This is a genomic window from Pantoea conspicua (assembly GCF_002095315.1).
In the GTDB taxonomy this organism is placed as follows: domain Bacteria; phylum Pseudomonadota; class Gammaproteobacteria; order Enterobacterales; family Enterobacteriaceae; genus Pantoea; species Pantoea conspicua.
Map to the genome: position 1 here is coordinate 14,201 of NZ_MLFN01000034.1, position 16,304 is coordinate 30,504.

Genomic DNA, 16,304 nt, shown 5'->3' on the forward strand with positions numbered 1-16,304 from the left:
TCGTTTGGTGCCAGCTGCCGCTGGCGCTATACTGCTGTTTTCCTTATCTGACTGATACCCGAAAGGATCTATGTTCGTTTTCGCGATAGTGGCGCTGTTAGCCTACTCCCTTAGTCTTGCACTGATCGTTCCCAGCCTGTTGAAACGTAACGGCGGCTGGCGGCGAATGGCGATGCTTTCTGCCTGCGTGGCGCTGATTACGCACGCGGTGGCTTTGCAGCAACGTATTTTTGCCGTCGATAGCGGACAAAACCTCAGCCTGCTGAATATCGGCTCACTGGTTAGTCTGTTGATCTGTGCCATCATGACCATTGTGGCGTCCCGCAACCGTGGCTGGTTACTGCTGCCGATTGTTTATAGTTTCGCCCTGATCAACCTCGCCTTTGCCACTTTTGTGCCCAATGCGTTCATCACCCATCTGGAAACCACCCCAGGCATGATGATTCATATCGGCCTGTCGCTGTTTGCCTATGCCACGCTGATTATTGCGGCACTCTATGCGCTGCAGCTGGCGTGGATCGATTATCAGCTGAAAAACAAACGGCTGGCCTTTACCCAGGATATGCCACCGCTGCTGACGATTGAGCGTAAGATGTTTCATATTACGCAGGTCGGCGTGGTGCTGCTGACGCTGGTACTCTGTACTGGCCTGTTTTACATGCAGGATCTGTTCAGCGCGGAAAACGTCGATAAAGCGGTGCTCTCGATCATCGCCTGGTTTGTTTATATCGTTTTGCTGTGGGGACACTATCATGAAGGTTGGCGTGGGCGTCGTGTGGTGTGGTTTAACTGCAGCGGCGCGTTGTTGTTAACCATGGCCTACTTTGGCAGTCGCATCTTACAGCACCTGCTTATCCCTACCTCTCGTTAAAAAGGAAGTTCTGCGTTGGAACATGTTTCAACCACCACGCTGATTGTTACGCTGATCATCATGGTGCTGGTTTCGGCTTATTTTTCTGGCTCCGAAACCGGCATGATGACCCTCAATCGCTACAAGCTGCGCCATCAGGCTAAAAATGGCCACCGCGCTGCCCGTCGCGTCGAAAAGTTGCTGCGTCGCCCTGACCGCCTGATCAGCCTGGTGCTGATTGGCAATAACCTGGTCAACATTCTTGCCTCTGCCCTTAGCACCATCGTCGGGATGCGCCTCTATGGCGATGCCGGCGTCGCTATCGCCACCGGCGTGCTGACCTTCGTGGTGCTGGTGTTTGCCGAAGTGTTACCGAAAACCATAGCCGCGCTCTATCCGGAGAAGGTCGCCTATCCCAGTAGTTTCCTGCTGGGTCCGTTGCAGTACGTTATGCTGCCGCTGGTCTGGTTGCTGAACACCATTACCCGGCTGTTGATGCGGCTGGTCGGCATTCGCACCGATGGATCGGTCAACTCCGCGCTGAGCAAAGAAGAGCTGCGCACCATCGTTTACGAGTCACGTAATCTGATATCACGCCGTAATCAGGACATGCTGCTATCGGTGCTCGATCTGGAGAAGGTCAGCGTGGATGACATCATGGTGCCGCGTAATGAGATCGTCGGTATTAACATCAACGATGACTGGAAGTCGGTGGTGCGTCAGTTAAGTCATTCGCCGCACGGTCGCATCGTGCTGTTCCGTGATTCGCTGGACGACTGCGTCGGGATGCTGCGGGTGCGTGAAGCCTGGCGCATGATGACCGAGAAAAAAGAGTTCACCAAAGAGACGCTGCTGCGCGCTGCGGATGAGATCTATTACATCCCGGAGGGCACACCGCTTAACACCCAACTGGTGAAGTTCCAGCGTAATAAGAAGAAAGCCGGATTGGTGGTCGATGAGTATGGCGATATCAAAGGACTGGTGACGATAGAAGATATTCTGGAAGAGATCGTGGGTGATTTTACCACCTCGATGTCACCGTCGCTGGCTGAAGAAGTGATGCCGCAGAATGATGGCTCGGTGCTGGTTGAAGGCAGCGCTAACGTGCGTGAAATCAACAAGGCGTTTAACTGGCATCTGCCAGAGCAGGAGGCCCGCACCATCAATGGCATGCTGCTGGAGGTGCTGGAAGAGATCCCTGAGAGAGAGACCCGGGTGCAAATCAGTCAGTACAATATCGACATCCTCGATGTGCAGGACAACATGATCAAGCAGGTCCGTATCACACCAACCACGCCGTTAAAGAAATCTATCGGCTCTTAAGCCATAAAAAAACGCCGCGATAATGCGGCGTTTTTTTTAGCAGATAAGTCCTGACTAGATGTGCAGTTCTTTCAGCTTTTCAGCAGGCAGTTTCAGATCATCGTTGTGGTTTACACCGATCTCATGTGCCAGCACATTGCGGGCGATCTGCTGCGCTTCTTCCAGCGAGTGTAGCTTGTAGCTGCCGCACTGGTATTCGTTCAGCTCTGGGATTTGATTCTGATCTTTTACTTTCAGAACGTCTTCCATCGCCCCTTTCCACGCTTTTGCGACGCGCTGCTCGTCTGGCGTACCGATCAGGCTCATGTAGAAGCCAGTGCGGCAACCCATTGGCGAAATATCAACGATTTCTACGCCGTCACCGTTCAGATGGTTACGCATGAAACCGGCAAACAGGTGCTCCAGCGTATGAATGCCACGCTCAGTGAGGATATCAATGTTCGGGCGGCAAAAACGCAGGTCAAAAACGGTAATCGTATCGCCATGCGGAGTCTTCATGGTTTTCGCAACGCGTACGGCGGGTGCGGCCATGATAGTGTGATCAACGGTAAAACTGTCCAGTAGTGGCATACGTCACCTCCTGTTTTAAGAATTTTTTTTGAAACGATGAAACTTTTCTGTTCGCCCAACGTCTGAATATATGAAAGACGCGCATTTGTTATCATCATCCCTGACAACAGAGATGTTAATTTGGCCACATTGATGTGGCCTTTTTCTTTTCTACCCTTCCCGGCTCGCCAGATAGGCTTCTAAATCCAGACTATCACTTGCTTCAAGCGCCTGCTGTGCCGCTACTGATTCCTGCGCCTGACGGCTGAAATCGTCTTCGGTCAGTACTTCCAGCGGCTCTTCGCAAAGCAGGTGGCGATACTGTTCAGCTAACGCCACGCCGGTATCGGTTACACCATTGTCCTTCATCGCCTGAAGGATGCGCGCCGAATAGGTTAGCTCAGGATCGTCGAACGATGCCACCAGTTGATCGCAAACTTGTTGATATTGCGTGCTGCCCTGGTTGTTGCTGTCTAATACTTCCGCAACCCGACGCAGATCGGCAAACAATGTTTTGCCGACTTCAACCAGCGAATGCTCCGCTTCACCACAGCCCACCGCGATTTTCTGATCGGGTTTGCGCCCTTCCAGCACCACCCGGTTCCAGTTTTTGCGGGTACACTGCAGCTCGTCAGCGCTCATTTCCGGCGCGTCTGCCAGCGTACACCAGATCAGGAACAGGTCGAGGAAGCGAACCTGGTTCTCGTCAACACCAATTGCCGAGAACGGGTTGATATCCAGCGAACGCACTTCAATGTACTCAATACCGCCACGCAGCAGCGCATCAGAAGGCGCTTCTCCTGAGCGTGTGACGCGCTTCGGCCGGATAGGTGCATAGAGCTCATTTTCAATCTGCAGTACATTGGTATTGAGCTGGAGCCAGTTTCCGTCGGCATCTTTGGTGCCCATTTCAGCAAATTCTTCTGACGGGGTCTTGATCGCTTTCTTCAGCGCCGTGACATAACCTTCCAGTGAGTTAAAGGTAATGCCCAGCGAGCTCTGGGATTTGTTGGTGTAGCCTAAATCACTCAGACGCAGCGAGGTGGCATACGGCAGCCACATCGTATCTTTATCGTTGGTTTCGAATGGCAGCGCGCTCTCGCGGCCCTGCAGGAAGCTGGAACTGATGGCAGGCGATGCGCCAAACAGATAGGGGATCACCCAGCCAAAACGGTAATAGTTGCGGATCAGTCGCAGATAGCCGGCAGAGATGGTCTCTTTACCGCTTTCCTGATCTTTCACATCGGCCCACTCCTGCCAGAAAGAGAGCGGCAGCGAGAAGTTATAGTGAATGCCGGAGATGGTCTGCATCAGCGCGCCGTAGCGGTTCTTCAGCCCTTCACGGTACAGCGTTTTCATCTGACCGATATTCGATTTGCCGTACTGCGCCAGTTCAATTTTATCCGCATCGACAATCTCGCACGGCATGCTAAAGGGCCACATACGCTCTTCACCGAGTTCACGGGCGACATGACGATGAATATCACGCAGGAATGCCAGCATGTGATCAATGCTGTGATCCACTGGGGTAATAAACTCCAGCAGGGTTTCGGCAAAGTCGGTGGTGATCCAGTCATGCTTCAGCGCCGATCCGAGTGATTCGGGATGGCCGCTTTCCGCCAGTTTACCGTCTGCCTGCACGCGCAACGTTTCACGTTCGATGCCACGGCCGATACCCTTGAGGGCATCAGGATGCGCTTCCAGCCAGGAGAGCGCTTTAGATACGTCCGGGATCACATTAACCTCCCGCTGTGAGAATAATTTATTTTTGTTCAGCATAATGTTAACCGTAGCCTCGAATCTGTGCGAATCAATGCCACCATTGCATTCCCTGTAAAGTGGCGGTCGCGATAACGATATAACGCAGTGTTTTACCGACAGCGAGAAACAACATCGCAGGTAACCAGGCGAAGCGTAACCAGCCTGCAAGCACGCAGAGCAGATCACCTACCACCGGCAACCAGCTAAATAACAGTGCTGCAGGACCCAATCGGTGCAACCACGTCATTGCTGTGTCATGCCATCGCCCCTGACGTTTTAACGGCAGCAAGCGACCAAGAAAAATGTTGGTTAAGCCGCCCAAGGTGTTCCCCAGTGATGCGGCCAAAAGCAACCCGTAAACTGACGTCTTTTTTGCAATTACTAGTGCTATCAGCAGTGCTTCAGAGCTTCCCGGCAGGAGCGTCGCACTTAAAAAACTGCTGCCAAACAGTGAGGCATAAGCGAGCGAGTCACTCACAGTAAGCGGACGTCCACGACATCCATTCCTGCCGCTTTCGCCGCCTGAACGCCAAAATCTGCATCTTCAAAAACCACACAGCGCTCTGGCGCCACGCCCATCAGCTCGGCGCAGCGTAAGAAGGTATCCGGTTCAGGTTTGTGCCGCTCTACGTCATCAGCACCGACAACCGCAGAGAACAACTCTCGCACGCCTAGCTGGGTCAGTAACGCATCCGCCATGCTGTGTTCACTGCCGGTGCCCACTGCCATCGGACGACGGCCGTGGTACGCCTTCACCACCTCCATCAGCGGAAGTGGCTGAACATTTTCCAGTAACATCGCTTTCACAGCGGCGGTCTTTTCGGCGGCAAGACGATGAGGATCGTGAGACGACTGGTTAGTTTCAATAATGAACTGCGCCAGTCGCCAGGTTGGAGCACCATTGAAGCCAACAATACGCGCTTCATCCAGCGTCATTCCATAACGCGCCAGTACCTGACGCCACGCTTTTCGATGTGTTGGCTCAGTATCGAGAATAGTACCATCCATATCGAAAATCAGGGCATCGTATTGATCGTACATTGTCACTCCGGACCTCCAGCAAAAGAGACATTACTTTAGCCTAATGTGCACAGGTTGTCGCCAGGGGGGATGAACAGCAAATGCTTTGAAAGCATTAGCAATTTTTCTTTTCAGATAAAGGTGATCGCCTGCGACCGGCAATAACAGTACGAAATTGCTGCGTTTTTTACCCGCTGGTGACCCATGCTGATCGCCAGGCATTAATGAATCGCGAACAACAGAAAACCGGATTTGATCAATTACAGTCAGAACAGAGAGAGAGCTGACAGCATTTCAGCGGGTTCGACAAAGCGGTGGCGTAACGGAGACAGCATGGGGAGAAGTAAAGTAAGAAGTACAGAAAGAAATGCAGATGGTGCATCCAGGAGGATTACTCAGCTTTCGCTTCGCCCTGTGGGTCGTTGCTGAAGCAACGTTATCCTCCTTAGTGCAGTCTGACGATTTTCACGCTATGACACACCGAGGCACTTCTCCATATTCGAAGATATGGTGCATCCAGGAGGATTCGAACCTCCGACCGCTCGGTTCGTAGCCGAGTACTCTATCCAGCTGAGCTATGGATGCATTGAGGAATATCTTTTTTATGGACTTACTGAAATCAATCCGGGGATGATACGAAGAGAGGGTGTATCCAGGAGGATTACTCAGCTTTCGCTTCGCCCTGCGGGCCGTTGCTGAAGCAACGTTATCCTCCTTAGTGCAGTCTGACGATTTTCACGCTATGACACACTGAGGCACTTATCCATATTCGAAAATATGGTGCATCCAGGAGGATTCGAACCTCCGACCGCTCGGTTCGTAGCCGAGTACTCTATCCAGCTGAGCTATGGATGCATTGAGGAATAACTTTTTTATGGACTTACAGAAATCAACCTGGGAATGATACGAAGAATGGTGCATCCAGGAGGATTACTCAGCTTTCGCTTCGCCCTGCGGGCCGTTGCGGAAGCAACGTTATCCTCCTTAGTGCAGTCTGACGATTTTCACGCTATGACACACTGAGGCACTTATCCATATTCGAAAATATGGTGCATCCAGGAGGATTCGAACCTCCGACCGCTCGGTTCGTAGCCGAGTACTCTATCCAGCTGAGCTATGGATGCATTGGTTTAATTCTTGTACAACGCAGGGTGCTAACTACTCACCATGAAAGGAACGGCTAGTTCACTTTACTTCTTTTATTCCGATGGTGCATCCAGAAGGATTACTCAGCTTTCGCTTCGCCCTGCGGGCCGTTGCTGATGCAACGTTATCCTCCTTAGTGCGGCCTGAACGCTAATGCGTCATGTCACACCGAGCACTTCTCCATATTCAAAAATATGGTGCATCCAGGAGGATTCGAACCTCCGACCGCTCGGTTCGTAGCCGAGTACTCTATCCAGCTGAGCTATGGATGCATCGGAAATGGCGGTGAGGGAGGGATTCGAACCCTCGATACAGCTTTTGACCGTATACTCCCTTAGCAGGGGAGCGCCTTCAGCCTCTCGGCCACCTCACCTTACGCGTTCTTCCGAACTGCGCCGCTGAACTTTGTTTCCGCTCATCGGCACTGCGTGGCGCACATATTACTTTCCCGGACTTTTAAGTCAAACAATTTTTCCGAAACTTTGTTTGATTGAGCAAATCACACACAATTGGGACAAAATGGCGACAAAAAGAGTGAATTATCAACAATGAAAGATGATGGAGTTAACAAATAAGGGAATTAACGGGAGAAATGAAAATGAGGAATTTATTTAAAAAAGCGGTAGCGCCTCGCACAGGTGCGAGACGCTGAATCCGTTAAACGCTGGTTTGTTGCGTTTTTTCAGCCTGGATGCGTTGATAGATCTCTTCGCGATGCACAGACACTTCTTTCGGAGCGTTAACCCCAATGCGAACCTGGTTACCCTTAACACCCAGCACCGTTACAGTCACCTCATCACCGATCATGAGGGTTTCACCAACTCGACGAGTTAGAATAAGCATTCTTTGCTCCTTGAAAGATTAAAAGAGTCGGGCTTGTACAGGCTCCCGGCATTATCCATCATTTAACGCTGCACATTGAGTATGAGAAATACACCAATGCACTTCGATGCGCCAATACATTCTGCTGATAGTTAGTTTAGCCGAAATACACTACATCAACCTGACTTTGTCATTTGCTGCTCTGACATCCTATTAAAAAGCGCCGGAACAACTGTTCTGACGCTTTATACGATGCCTTGTTTTAATTCACTTACAGACGGCTGCTGACCCAGTCCTCAACCCCTGCTAATGCGCCTTTGAGGGCACCTGCATCAGTACCGCCTGCCTGAGCCATATCCGGTCGACCGCCACCTTTACCGCCAACCTGCTGCGCCAGACCTGCAATCAGCTCACCGGCTTTAACCCGATCAGTCAGATCTTTGGTCACGCCCGCAATTAACGACACTTTACCTTCCGTCACCGTCGCTAACACAATAATGGCGGAACCCAGCTGGTTTTTCAGATCATCAACCATGGTACGTAACATTTTCGGCTCGACGTTATTTAGCTCACTAACCAGCAGCTTCACGCCTTTTACGTCAATGGCATTGCTGCTCAGTGAAGCACTCTCCTGCGCAGCTTGCTGATCGCGCAGTTGCTGCAACTCTTTCTCAAGCGCCCGCACGTGATCAACCAGACCGCGTACTTTCTCATTCAGGTTGCTGCTGTTGGCTTTCACCAGCTGCGCCAGATCCTGTAGCTGACTGCTCTGGGCGTTAACCTGAGCCAGCGCACCCTCACCGGTAATGGCTTCAATACGACGAATACCGGCTGCAGTGCCTGACTCCGCCTGAATACGGAACAGGCCGATGTCGCCGGTACGTGCCGCGTGAGTCCCGCCGCACAGTTCAACCGAGAAATCCCCCATGGTCAGCACGCGTACGCGCTGATCGTATTTCTCACCAAACAGCGCCATGGCACCTTTGGATTTCGCCGCGTCAAGATCCATCACTTCAGTTTCAACCGGCAAGTTGCGGCGAATCTGCGCGTTGACGATATCTTCGACCTGACGAATCTCCTGAGGTTTCATCGCTTCGAAATGCGAGAAGTCGAAACGCAGGTATTTGTCGTTAACCAGTGACCCTTTCTGTGCCACATGATCACCCAATACCTGACGCAGTGCGGCATGTAATAAGTGAGTAGCGGAGTGGTTAAGACGGATACGCGCCCGGCGTGCCGCATCAACTACAGCCTCAAGGCGATCGCCGATACGTAATTGCCCTGACGTCAGCTTACCGATATGACCAATCGCCTGACCATATTTTTGTGTATCCTGCACGCTAAATTCAGCATTCTTCCCTGTCAGCACGCCGGTATCACCCACCTGGCCGCCTGATTCACCATAAAATGGCGTTTCATCCAGTACCACAACCGCGTCCTGGCCTGCGGTGACTTCATTTACCGCCTCGCCCGCCACATAGAGGGCTTTCACCGTGGCTGCTAAATCCAGCTGGTCATAACCTTTGAAAGAAGACGCCGCATCGATACGAATCACATTGCTGTAATCCGCCCCGAAACCACTCGCTTCACGTGCACGCTGGCGTTGTTGTTCCATCGCCTGCTCGAAGCCCGCTTCGTCAATCTTCAGGTTGCGCTCGCGGCAAACGTCTGCCGTCAGGTCAGCCGGGAAGCCAAAGGTGTCATACAGACGGAAGACCGTTTCGCCATCCAGCGTATCGCCCTGCAGTTTCGCCAGCTCTTCGTCCAGCAGCGCTAAGCCACGCTCCAGGGTCTTCGCGAACTGCTCTTCTTCGTTTTTCAGTACCTGTTCAACCTGAGTCTGCTGACGCTGTAACTCTTCACCTGCAGATCCCATCACCTCAACCAGTGGCGCGACCAGCTTATAGAAGAATGCGTCTTTCGCACCCAGCATGTTGCCATGACGTACGGCACGACGAATGATGCGACGCAGCACGTAGCCACGGTTCTCATTCGACGGAATTACCCCATCGGCAATCAGGAAAGCACAGGAACGAATATGGTCGGCAATGACGCGCAGCGACTTGTTACTGAGATCGGTGGCGCCGGTCACCTGAGCCACCGCCTGAATCAGTTTCTGGAACAGGTCAATTTCATAGTTAGAGTTGACGTGCTGCAGCACGGCAGAAATGCGCTCAAGACCCATACCGGTATCAACCGACGGTTTCGGCAGCGGCAGCATGGTGCCATCCGCCTGACGATTAAACTGCATAAAGACGATGTTCCAGATCTCTATGTAGCGGTCGCCATCCTCTTCCGGGCTGCCCGGTGGTCCACCCCAGATGTGATCGCCGTGATCGTAGAAAATTTCGCTGCAGGGACCACAAGGACCGGTATCGCCCATCTGCCAGAAGTTATCTGACGCGTAAGCACCGCCTTTGTTGTCGCCGATACGAATAATGCGCTCGTGCGGCACGCCAATCTCGTTGGCCCAGATGGCATAAGCCTCGTCATCGGTTTCATATATCGTGACCCACAGACGCTCTTTTGGCAGGCCGAACCACTGGTCGCTCGTCAACAGTTCCCAGGCAAAAGCAATGGCCTCTTTCTTGAAGTAGTCACCGAAGCTGAAATTTCCCAGCATTTCAAAGAAAGTGTGGTGACGTGCGGTGTAGCCGACATTTTCAAGATCGTTGTGTTTACCACCGGCGCGCACACAGCGTTGTGAAGTGGTCGCACGTGAGTAATCACGCTTGTCCTGGCCGAGGAATACATCTTTGAACTGGTTCATTCCGGCGTTGGTAAACAGCAACGTCGGATCGTTATTCGGTACGAGGGAGCTGCTGGTTACAACCTGATGTCCCTTGCTATGAAAAAAGTCGAGAAACGCTTGACGGATCTCAGCAGTGCTCTTGCTCATATATATCCTGGAATCACGCTAACGAACGTTCCATCTTCTCCGCGATGCCACATCCTGGCGGCGCCTGATGAGAGGAACAAAAAGTGGGAATAAGATAAATTTTCTTCAGTGGGAAGTAAAATTACATCGGCTTTTAGTCGTCAAAATTTCTGAAAACAGACTGAATATCTTCGCTCATGAAGCCTTTGGACTGAAGATAGCGCAGGACTTTGGCTTTCTCTTTCCATTCTTTCGGTAACGGATGACCAAATTTACGCTCAGCCAGCTGGGCAGCGCAGGCAGACCAGTCAACTTCAGTCTCTTCCATCGCAATATCAATTGCTTCGCGCTCTATCCCTTTTTGCGCCAGTTCCATACGCACCCGTTGAGAACCAAAACCTTTGCGACTGCGGCTCTGAATAAAACGTTCGGTGAAACGCTCGTCGTTTAGCCAGCCATTTTCCTGACACCAGTTCAGCACTTTTTCCAGCAGTTCTTCGGTGACGATTTCCGGCTCTTTCTGCTGCGCCCATGCGGCACGCTGCGCCGACTGTTGCAGCTTGCGTGCTAATTCCGCTCGGCTGTGATCGCGCTGGCCAAGAATGCGCATCGCGCGGTCGAGCAGACGAGAAAAGGAGACAACGTTGGGTTGAGGCTGGGGTTGTTCAGTCATACTGCGCACCTTGTACAAACGGGAGGAGGATTATGGCGACAGAACGGCAGAGAAGGAAGGTAAGAAAGGCAGGATGTCAGGTAAAATAAAACAGCGGGAGTGGATAGCGCCACCCCCGCGTCAGTGATTAGAAATCTTCGTTCGCTTCGCTCGCTGCGTTTTCAACTTTGTCAGCAGACTGCTCTGCTGCCAGTTTATCGTCAGCGCCGTTCAGCAGCATCTCACGTAACTTCATATCGATTTCGTTTGCCACAGCCGCATTCTCTTTCAGGAAGTTGCCGGCATTCGATTTACCCTGACCAATCTTATCGCCATTGTAGCTGTACCATGCACCTGCTTTTTCAATCAGCTTGTGCTTCACGCCCAGGTCGACCAGCTCGCCGAAGGTGTTGATGCCTTCGCCGTACATGATCTGGAACTCAGCCTGTTTGAATGGCGCGGCGATTTTGTTTTTCACCACTTTAACGCGGGTCTCACTGCCGACTACGTTATCGCCCTCTTTGATGGCACCGATACGGCGGATATCAAGACGGACAGAGGCGTAGAACTTCAGCGCGTTACCCCCGGTGGTGGTTTCCGGGTTACCAAACATCACACCAATTTTCATACGGATCTGGTTAATGAAGATCAGCAGGGTGTTGGACTGTTTCAGGTTACCGGCCAGCTTACGCATCGCCTGGCTCATCATACGTGCCGCAAGGCCCATGTGAGAGTCACCGATTTCACCTTCGATTTCCGCTTTCGGCGTCAGGGCCGCAACGGAGTCGACGATGATGACGTCAACCGCGCCTGACCGTGCCAGCGCATCACAAATCTCCAGCGCCTGCTCACCGGTATCGGGCTGTGAACAGAGCAGGTTATCAATATCTACGCCCAGCTTCTTGGCGTAAACCGGATCCAGCGCATGTTCCGCATCGATAAAAGCACAGGTTTTACCTTTACGCTGTGCCGACGCGATCACCTGCAGGGTCAGCGTGGTTTTACCCGATGACTCTGGTCCGTAAATCTCAACGATACGGCCCATTGGCAGACCGCCTGCACCTAACGCAATATCCAGTGACAGCGAACCGGTAGAGATGGTTTCAACATCCATTGAGCGGTCTTCACCCAAGCGCATGATGGAGCCTTTACCAAATTGCTTCTCAATCTGGCCCAGCGCGGCAGCTAAAGCCTTTTGTTTGTTTTCATCAATCGCCATTTTAACTCCTAATCAAGCCGGGTAAACACGCACTCATGGGTGCCTGCACTCTTTCTGTTGCCGACAATTATACTGTATAGTCATACAGTATCAAGTTTAATTTGTCAGAAATTCGCCATACAGCTGCTGCAATGCCCAGCCAACGGACTGGCGACGTACCGCCTCACGGTCACCGGCGAAATGCTGTTGAAAAGTCAGGGTTTTACCTTGCGGACCGGCAAAACCAAACCAGACGGTACCGACCGGTTTCTCTGCACTGCCGCCATCCGGCCCGGCAATACCGCTTACCGAGATGGCATAGTCCGCCTGGGCCGCGTGTCGGGCGCCCAGCGCCATTTCACGCACTACGGCTTCACTGACCGCACCGTACTGTTCCAGCGAGGTGGCCTGCACGCCTACCAGCTGTTGCTTAGCGTCATTACTGTAGGTCACGAAGCCACGTTCAAACCAGGCGGAGCTGCCGCTGATGTCAGTAAACACCTTCGCAATCCACCCGCCGGTGCAGGATTCGGCACAGGTCACGGTGGCGTTCTGCTGTTTAAGCTTCTCACCTATCTGCGCGCTAAGCGCCTGCAACTGCTGATCATCCATTGCGTTTCTCCCTCAGGTCGTGAGTGGAACGTGGAGTAATATCATCACGTTTTCAAGCCCTCTATCCAGTATTGCGCGCTTTTTGCGGCCTGCTTTCCCTGGAGATCAGTTTTTTTTCACCGCCACAATAAAAAGACGCGGGAATGCGAGCAGAACCTGACCGTCGCGCTGCGCCGGATAGGCAGTAAGCAGCCGCTGATGATAATCGGCCAGAAAATCTGTCTGTGCGGCATCATCCAGTGAAGCCAGAAACGGGCGCAGACCGGTCGCCTGGAGCCAGCTGATAATCGCCTGGGCATCAGCCATCACGTGATAGTAGGTAGTACGCCAGATATCCACCTCACAACCCGCCTGAGTCAGCAGATCATAATATTCCCCGCTGGAGAGCAGCGGTTTTCGGTCCGCCGTCTCCGCACCGATACGCGCACGCCAGGGCTCAGTCGCCGCCACTTCGCGCATTAACCGATGCGAGGGTTCATTGAGGTTATCGGGCATCTGCACTGCCAGCACGCCACCGGGCGCCAGCTGTCTGACCAGATGGGGAAACAGCGCCGCATGGTTATCCAGCCATTGCAAAGAGGCATTGGCGTAAATCACCTGCTGAGGCGTTTCTGCCTGCCAGCTGCGGATATCCGCCTGTACAAAGCGGCAATGCGGTAACCGTTCGCGCGCCTGGGCTAACATCGCGGCAGAACTGTCGAGACCGCTCACGTTTGCCAGCGGCCAGGCTTCAGTCAGCAGCTCAGTGCTGTTGCCCGGACCGCAGCCCAGGTCGGTGACCTGCTCAACCTCTTCGAGGCTGATGCGCGCCAGCAGCTCGCGTGCCGGACGAGTGCGTTCCGCCTCAAACTTACGATACAACACAGGATCCCACTCTTTCATGCTCACCTCCGGTTGCGTTATCTGACATGACCGCTTGTTAAGACGCTTCAAAAGCGCAAAAGTGCGACCCATTGCTCAATTCTGAATCGAATACTGGCAGGGGTCAGGATGAGTAATTAAATTAAAACATTGTTTCATTTTTCCGAAACGTATTCAGGAGTGAGTCATGACTGCAGTCTCTGCCTTTGCCGGTGTCTGGTGCCCCTCTGTTACCCCGTTTAATGCGCAGGGTGACATTGATATCGATGCGCTCGGACGCCATTTTTCCCGCCTTAACACTTCAGGCATTGATACCTTACTGATCATGGGCAGCATTGGCGAGTTCGCCTCACTGACGCAGCAGGAACGCTTACAGCTGATTAAAGAAGCCCGGCCATTATCGCCGTTGAAGATGGTGGCTAACGTCTCTGCCACCTGTATTCCCGATATGCTGACGCTGGCGGACGCGGCATGGAAAAGTGGTTACGACGCGGTTATGGTGCTGCCGCCCTACTATTATGGCCAGACGCAGGCGCAGCTGATGCACTATTTTGAAGCGCTTGATCAACAGTTAGGCGGTAAGTGGTTTGCCTATAACTTTCCGGCGCGTACCGGCTGCGATCTGACCCCGACGCTGGTCGCTGCGTTAGCCGCAAATTTGCCAAATTTCGTCGGCATCAAAGATACGGTGGACTGCCTGTCGCACAACCGGGCAATGATAGAAGAGACGAAGGCGGTGCGCAGTGATTTTGCGGTGCTGTCGGGCTATGACGAATATCTGCTGCCTAACTTGCTGGCGGGCGGTGCTGGTGTCATTTCGGGGCTGAATAATATTGTGCCAGAATATTTTGCGCAGATGATGCAGGCGTGGCGTGACGGCAATCTGGCTGAGCTGACCCGTCTCCAGCAGCAGATTGGCCGGATGATGGCGATTTACAGTATCGGAGATGATTTTGTGACCACCATTAAAACGGCGGTGTCGCGTCGCTATGACTCGATGGGAAGCGCGTCGCGTAATTATGGCGGTAGCTTAGATACGCAGCAGTGCGCGGCGCTGGATCGGCTGTTTAGCTAACCCGCATCACGGGCGCGTCCCTGCGCCCGTCAACTCAGTTCTTTTTCACGAACTCTGATTTTAATTTCATTGGGCCAAAACCGTCGATCTTACAATCGATGTTGTGATCCCCTTCCACCAGACGAATGCTTTTCACTTTGGTGCCAATCTTCAGGGAGGAAGAGCTGCCCTTCACTTTAAGATCTTTAATCACTGTCACGCTGTCGCCATCTGCCAGCAGATTACCGTTAGCATCGCGCACTTCCAGCGTTTGATTACTGCTCTCGCTTTCCGCCTCCGTCCAGATATGACCACAGGAAGGACAGTTAAGGTTCTCGCCGTCTTGCCAGGTATAATCGGCGTGACAGGCTGGGCAGGCAGGTAAAGACATAACGACTCCAGAGATAACAGTGGTGGATAGGTCTGAAAAAGGGCGTCATCATATAACCATACTGTTAATAAGGATAGCCTTTATAACAGACCGCCCTGCCGTGCCTTACTGACCGCCTCACCTAACTGCCACACCGCCATGGCGTAATGGGTACTGTGGTTATAACGGGTAATGACATAAAAATTGGGTAAGCCGTACCAGTACTGGTAGCTGGTACCCAAATCAAGCCGTAACAGGCTCACTTCATCGTTGCCGTTGAGCGATCCCTGTGGAGAGAGGCCTGAGGCTGCCAGCATAGTGGTGCTGTAGCGGGTTTTGAAACCATCCTCAAGCAACGGTGCCTGGCCACTGGCCGGGACCGCAATATTTTCACCGCTGCGCCAGCCGTGCTGCTGGAAGTAGTGCGCGACGCTGCCGATGGCATCAACCGGGTCCCACAGGTTGGCATGGCCGTCACCGTTGAAGTCAACCGCATACTCTTTGTAAGAGGATGGCATGAACTGCCCGTAACCCATCGCCCCGGCAAAGGAGCCTTTAAGCGCCAGCGGATCGTCCTGCTCGTTACGCGCCATCAACAGAAAGGTTTCCAGTTCGCTGCTGAAGTAAGCTGCGCGACGTGGATAGTTGAAGGATAAGGTGGCGAGCGCATCGAGAATACGCGTTTTGCCCATCACGCGGCCCCAGCGGGTTTCAACGCCAATGATACCGACGATGATTTCAGGCGGAACGCCATAAATCTGCTGCGCGCGTTGCAGCGCATCCTGATACTGATCCCAGAACGCTACGCCGTTCTGGATGTTATCCGGGGTAATAAACTTATTGCGATAGCGAATCCATGCACCGTTCGGACCCGGTGCGGGCGTGTAGCTCGGCGCCTGGCGATCCATCAGACGCAGGACATAGTCCAGCCGTTTCGCCTGACCAATGATGTTGTGTAGTTGCTGGCGATCGAAGCCATGCTTCTCCACCATCTGATCGATAAATTGTTCTGCAGCGGGGTTACCGGCGAAGTCGCCAAACATCGCCGATCCGCTGTGCGACGGCTGAAGTAAAAATCCACCCTGCGGCGCCGCCAGCATTTTTTGCTGTTGAGGAACCTCAGGTTTGCTGCTGCAGGAGGCCAGTAACGGGATGAACGCAAGGAGAGCTAGCTTGAGACGCATCGGTTATCCATAAACGAGGGGGTA

Annotated in this window: 15 protein-coding genes and 5 tRNA genes; 3 read left to right on the forward strand and 17 right to left on the reverse strand. The window is 52.8% G+C overall.

The window, feature by feature from the left end:
- The first annotated feature begins 70 nt into the window (after positions 1-70).
- The gene (locus HA41_RS12605) at positions 71-871 is read left to right on the forward strand and encodes a cytochrome C assembly family protein (protein ID WP_094121079.1); all 801 of its coding nucleotides are present in this window, start codon (positions 71-73) and stop codon (positions 869-871) included.
- A gap of 15 nt (positions 872-886) precedes the next feature.
- Positions 887-2,173 carry an HlyC/CorC family transporter gene (locus HA41_RS12610; protein ID WP_094121080.1) on the forward strand — a complete coding sequence of 429 codons (1,287 nt, stop codon included), beginning with the start codon at positions 887-889 and terminating at the stop codon, positions 2,171-2,173.
- 54 nt (positions 2,174-2,227) lie between these two features.
- Here the strand turns inward: HA41_RS12610 and luxS are convergent, their stop codons facing one another.
- The 15 genes from luxS to tam form a co-directional block, all read right to left on the reverse strand.
- Positions 2,228-2,743 (reverse strand): S-ribosylhomocysteine lyase, encoded by a 516-nt coding sequence (gene luxS, locus HA41_RS12615; protein ID WP_094121081.1) that lies wholly within the window; start codon positions 2,741-2,743, stop codon positions 2,228-2,230.
- 150 nt (positions 2,744-2,893) lie between these two features.
- Positions 2,894-4,501, reverse strand: coding sequence for a glutamate--cysteine ligase (gshA, locus tag HA41_RS12620; protein WP_094121082.1), 1,608 nt, complete (start codon positions 4,499-4,501; stop codon positions 2,894-2,896).
- A gap of 31 nt (positions 4,502-4,532) precedes the next feature.
- A complete protein-coding gene (locus HA41_RS12625) occupies positions 4,533-4,961 on the reverse strand; it encodes a YqaA family protein (RefSeq protein WP_094121083.1) in 429 nt (142 codons plus the stop codon).
- Positions 4,958-5,524: a fructose-1-phosphate/6-phosphogluconate phosphatase gene (gene yqaB, locus HA41_RS12630; RefSeq protein WP_094121084.1), complete on the reverse strand. Its 567-nt coding sequence runs from the start codon at positions 5,522-5,524 to the stop codon at positions 4,958-4,960. Before yqaB ends, HA41_RS12625 begins: the two co-directional genes overlap by 4 nt.
- A 487-nt stretch (positions 5,525-6,011) precedes the next feature.
- Positions 6,012-6,088 (reverse strand) — tRNA-Arg (locus HA41_RS12635).
- Positions 6,089-6,281: 193 nt separating this feature from the next.
- A tRNA-Arg gene (locus tag HA41_RS12640) sits at positions 6,282-6,358 on the reverse strand.
- Positions 6,359-6,550: 192 nt separating this feature from the next.
- Positions 6,551-6,627: transfer RNA gene (locus HA41_RS12645), tRNA-Arg, on the reverse strand.
- 217 nt (positions 6,628-6,844) lie between these two features.
- Positions 6,845-6,921, reverse strand: a tRNA-Arg gene (locus HA41_RS12650).
- A gap of 8 nt (positions 6,922-6,929) precedes the next feature.
- Positions 6,930-7,022, reverse strand: a tRNA-Ser gene (locus HA41_RS12655).
- Between the two features lie 284 nt (positions 7,023-7,306).
- The gene (gene csrA, locus HA41_RS12660) at positions 7,307-7,492 is read right to left on the reverse strand and encodes a carbon storage regulator CsrA (protein ID WP_008927091.1); all 186 of its coding nucleotides are present in this window, start codon (positions 7,490-7,492) and stop codon (positions 7,307-7,309) included.
- Between the two features lie 250 nt (positions 7,493-7,742).
- Positions 7,743-10,370, reverse strand: a complete 2,628-nt coding sequence (gene alaS / locus HA41_RS12665) for an alanine--tRNA ligase (RefSeq protein ID WP_094121085.1) — start codon at positions 10,368-10,370, stop codon at positions 7,743-7,745.
- A gap of 133 nt (positions 10,371-10,503) precedes the next feature.
- Positions 10,504-11,022, reverse strand: coding sequence for a regulatory protein RecX (locus HA41_RS12670; protein WP_094121086.1), 519 nt, complete (start codon positions 11,020-11,022; stop codon positions 10,504-10,506).
- Between the two features lie 127 nt (positions 11,023-11,149).
- On the reverse strand, positions 11,150-12,220 hold the full coding sequence (gene recA / locus HA41_RS12675; protein WP_094121087.1) for a recombinase RecA: 1,071 nt from the start codon (positions 12,218-12,220) through the stop codon (positions 11,150-11,152).
- Between the two features lie 96 nt (positions 12,221-12,316).
- Positions 12,317-12,811: a nicotinamide-nucleotide amidase gene (gene pncC, locus HA41_RS12680; protein ID WP_094121088.1), complete on the reverse strand. Its 495-nt coding sequence runs from the start codon at positions 12,809-12,811 to the stop codon at positions 12,317-12,319.
- A gap of 105 nt (positions 12,812-12,916) precedes the next feature.
- The gene (gene tam / locus HA41_RS12685; protein ID WP_094121089.1) at positions 12,917-13,693 is read right to left on the reverse strand and encodes a trans-aconitate 2-methyltransferase; all 777 of its coding nucleotides are present in this window, start codon (positions 13,691-13,693) and stop codon (positions 12,917-12,919) included.
- A 166-nt stretch (positions 13,694-13,859) separates the two neighbouring features.
- Here tam and HA41_RS12690 point away from each other — a divergent pair, with 166 nt between their 5' ends.
- A complete protein-coding gene (locus tag HA41_RS12690; protein ID WP_094121090.1) occupies positions 13,860-14,747 on the forward strand; it encodes a dihydrodipicolinate synthase family protein in 888 nt (295 codons plus the stop codon).
- A 34-nt stretch (positions 14,748-14,781) separates the two neighbouring features.
- On the opposite strand, the gene HA41_RS12695 is transcribed toward HA41_RS12690, so the two are convergent.
- Together HA41_RS12695 and mltB are read right to left on the reverse strand one after the other, a co-directional pair.
- Positions 14,782-15,117 carry a zinc ribbon domain-containing protein YjdM gene (locus HA41_RS12695; RefSeq protein ID WP_094121091.1) on the reverse strand — a complete coding sequence of 112 codons (336 nt, stop codon included), beginning with the start codon at positions 15,115-15,117 and terminating at the stop codon, positions 14,782-14,784.
- A gap of 80 nt (positions 15,118-15,197) precedes the next feature.
- Positions 15,198-16,280, reverse strand: coding sequence for a lytic murein transglycosylase B (gene mltB, locus HA41_RS12700; protein WP_094121092.1), 1,083 nt, complete (start codon positions 16,278-16,280; stop codon positions 15,198-15,200).
- Between the last annotated feature and the right edge of the window lie 24 nt (positions 16,281-16,304).

Coding starts and splice junctions, on each gene's coding strand:
- HA41_RS12605 (WP_094121079.1), top strand. CDS start 71: ATGTTCGTTTTCGCGATAGTGGCGCTGTTAGCCTACTCCCTTAGTCTT.
- mltB (WP_094121092.1), bottom strand. CDS start 16,280: ATGCGTCTCAAGCTAGCTCTCCTTGCGTTCATCCCGTTACTGGCCTCC.
- luxS (WP_094121081.1), bottom strand. CDS start 2,743: ATGCCACTACTGGACAGTTTTACCGTTGATCACACTATCATGGCCGCA.
- HA41_RS12695 (WP_094121091.1), bottom strand. CDS start 15,117: ATGTCTTTACCTGCCTGCCCAGCCTGTCACGCCGATTATACCTGGCAA.
- HA41_RS12670 (WP_094121086.1), bottom strand. CDS start 11,022: ATGACTGAACAACCCCAGCCTCAACCCAACGTTGTCTCCTTTTCTCGT.
- gshA (WP_094121082.1), bottom strand. CDS start 4,501: ATGCTGAACAAAAATAAATTATTCTCACAGCGGGAGGTTAATGTGATC.
- pncC (WP_094121088.1), bottom strand. CDS start 12,811: ATGGATGATCAGCAGTTGCAGGCGCTTAGCGCGCAGATAGGTGAGAAG.
- HA41_RS12690 (WP_094121090.1), top strand. CDS start 13,860: ATGACTGCAGTCTCTGCCTTTGCCGGTGTCTGGTGCCCCTCTGTTACC.
- yqaB (WP_094121084.1), bottom strand. CDS start 5,524: ATGTACGATCAATACGATGCCCTGATTTTCGATATGGATGGTACTATT.
- tam (WP_094121089.1), bottom strand. CDS start 13,693: ATGAAAGAGTGGGATCCTGTGTTGTATCGTAAGTTTGAGGCGGAACGC.
- recA (WP_094121087.1), bottom strand. CDS start 12,220: ATGGCGATTGATGAAAACAAACAAAAGGCTTTAGCTGCCGCGCTGGGC.
- csrA (WP_008927091.1), bottom strand. CDS start 7,492: ATGCTTATTCTAACTCGTCGAGTTGGTGAAACCCTCATGATCGGTGAT.
- alaS (WP_094121085.1), bottom strand. CDS start 10,370: ATGAGCAAGAGCACTGCTGAGATCCGTCAAGCGTTTCTCGACTTTTTT.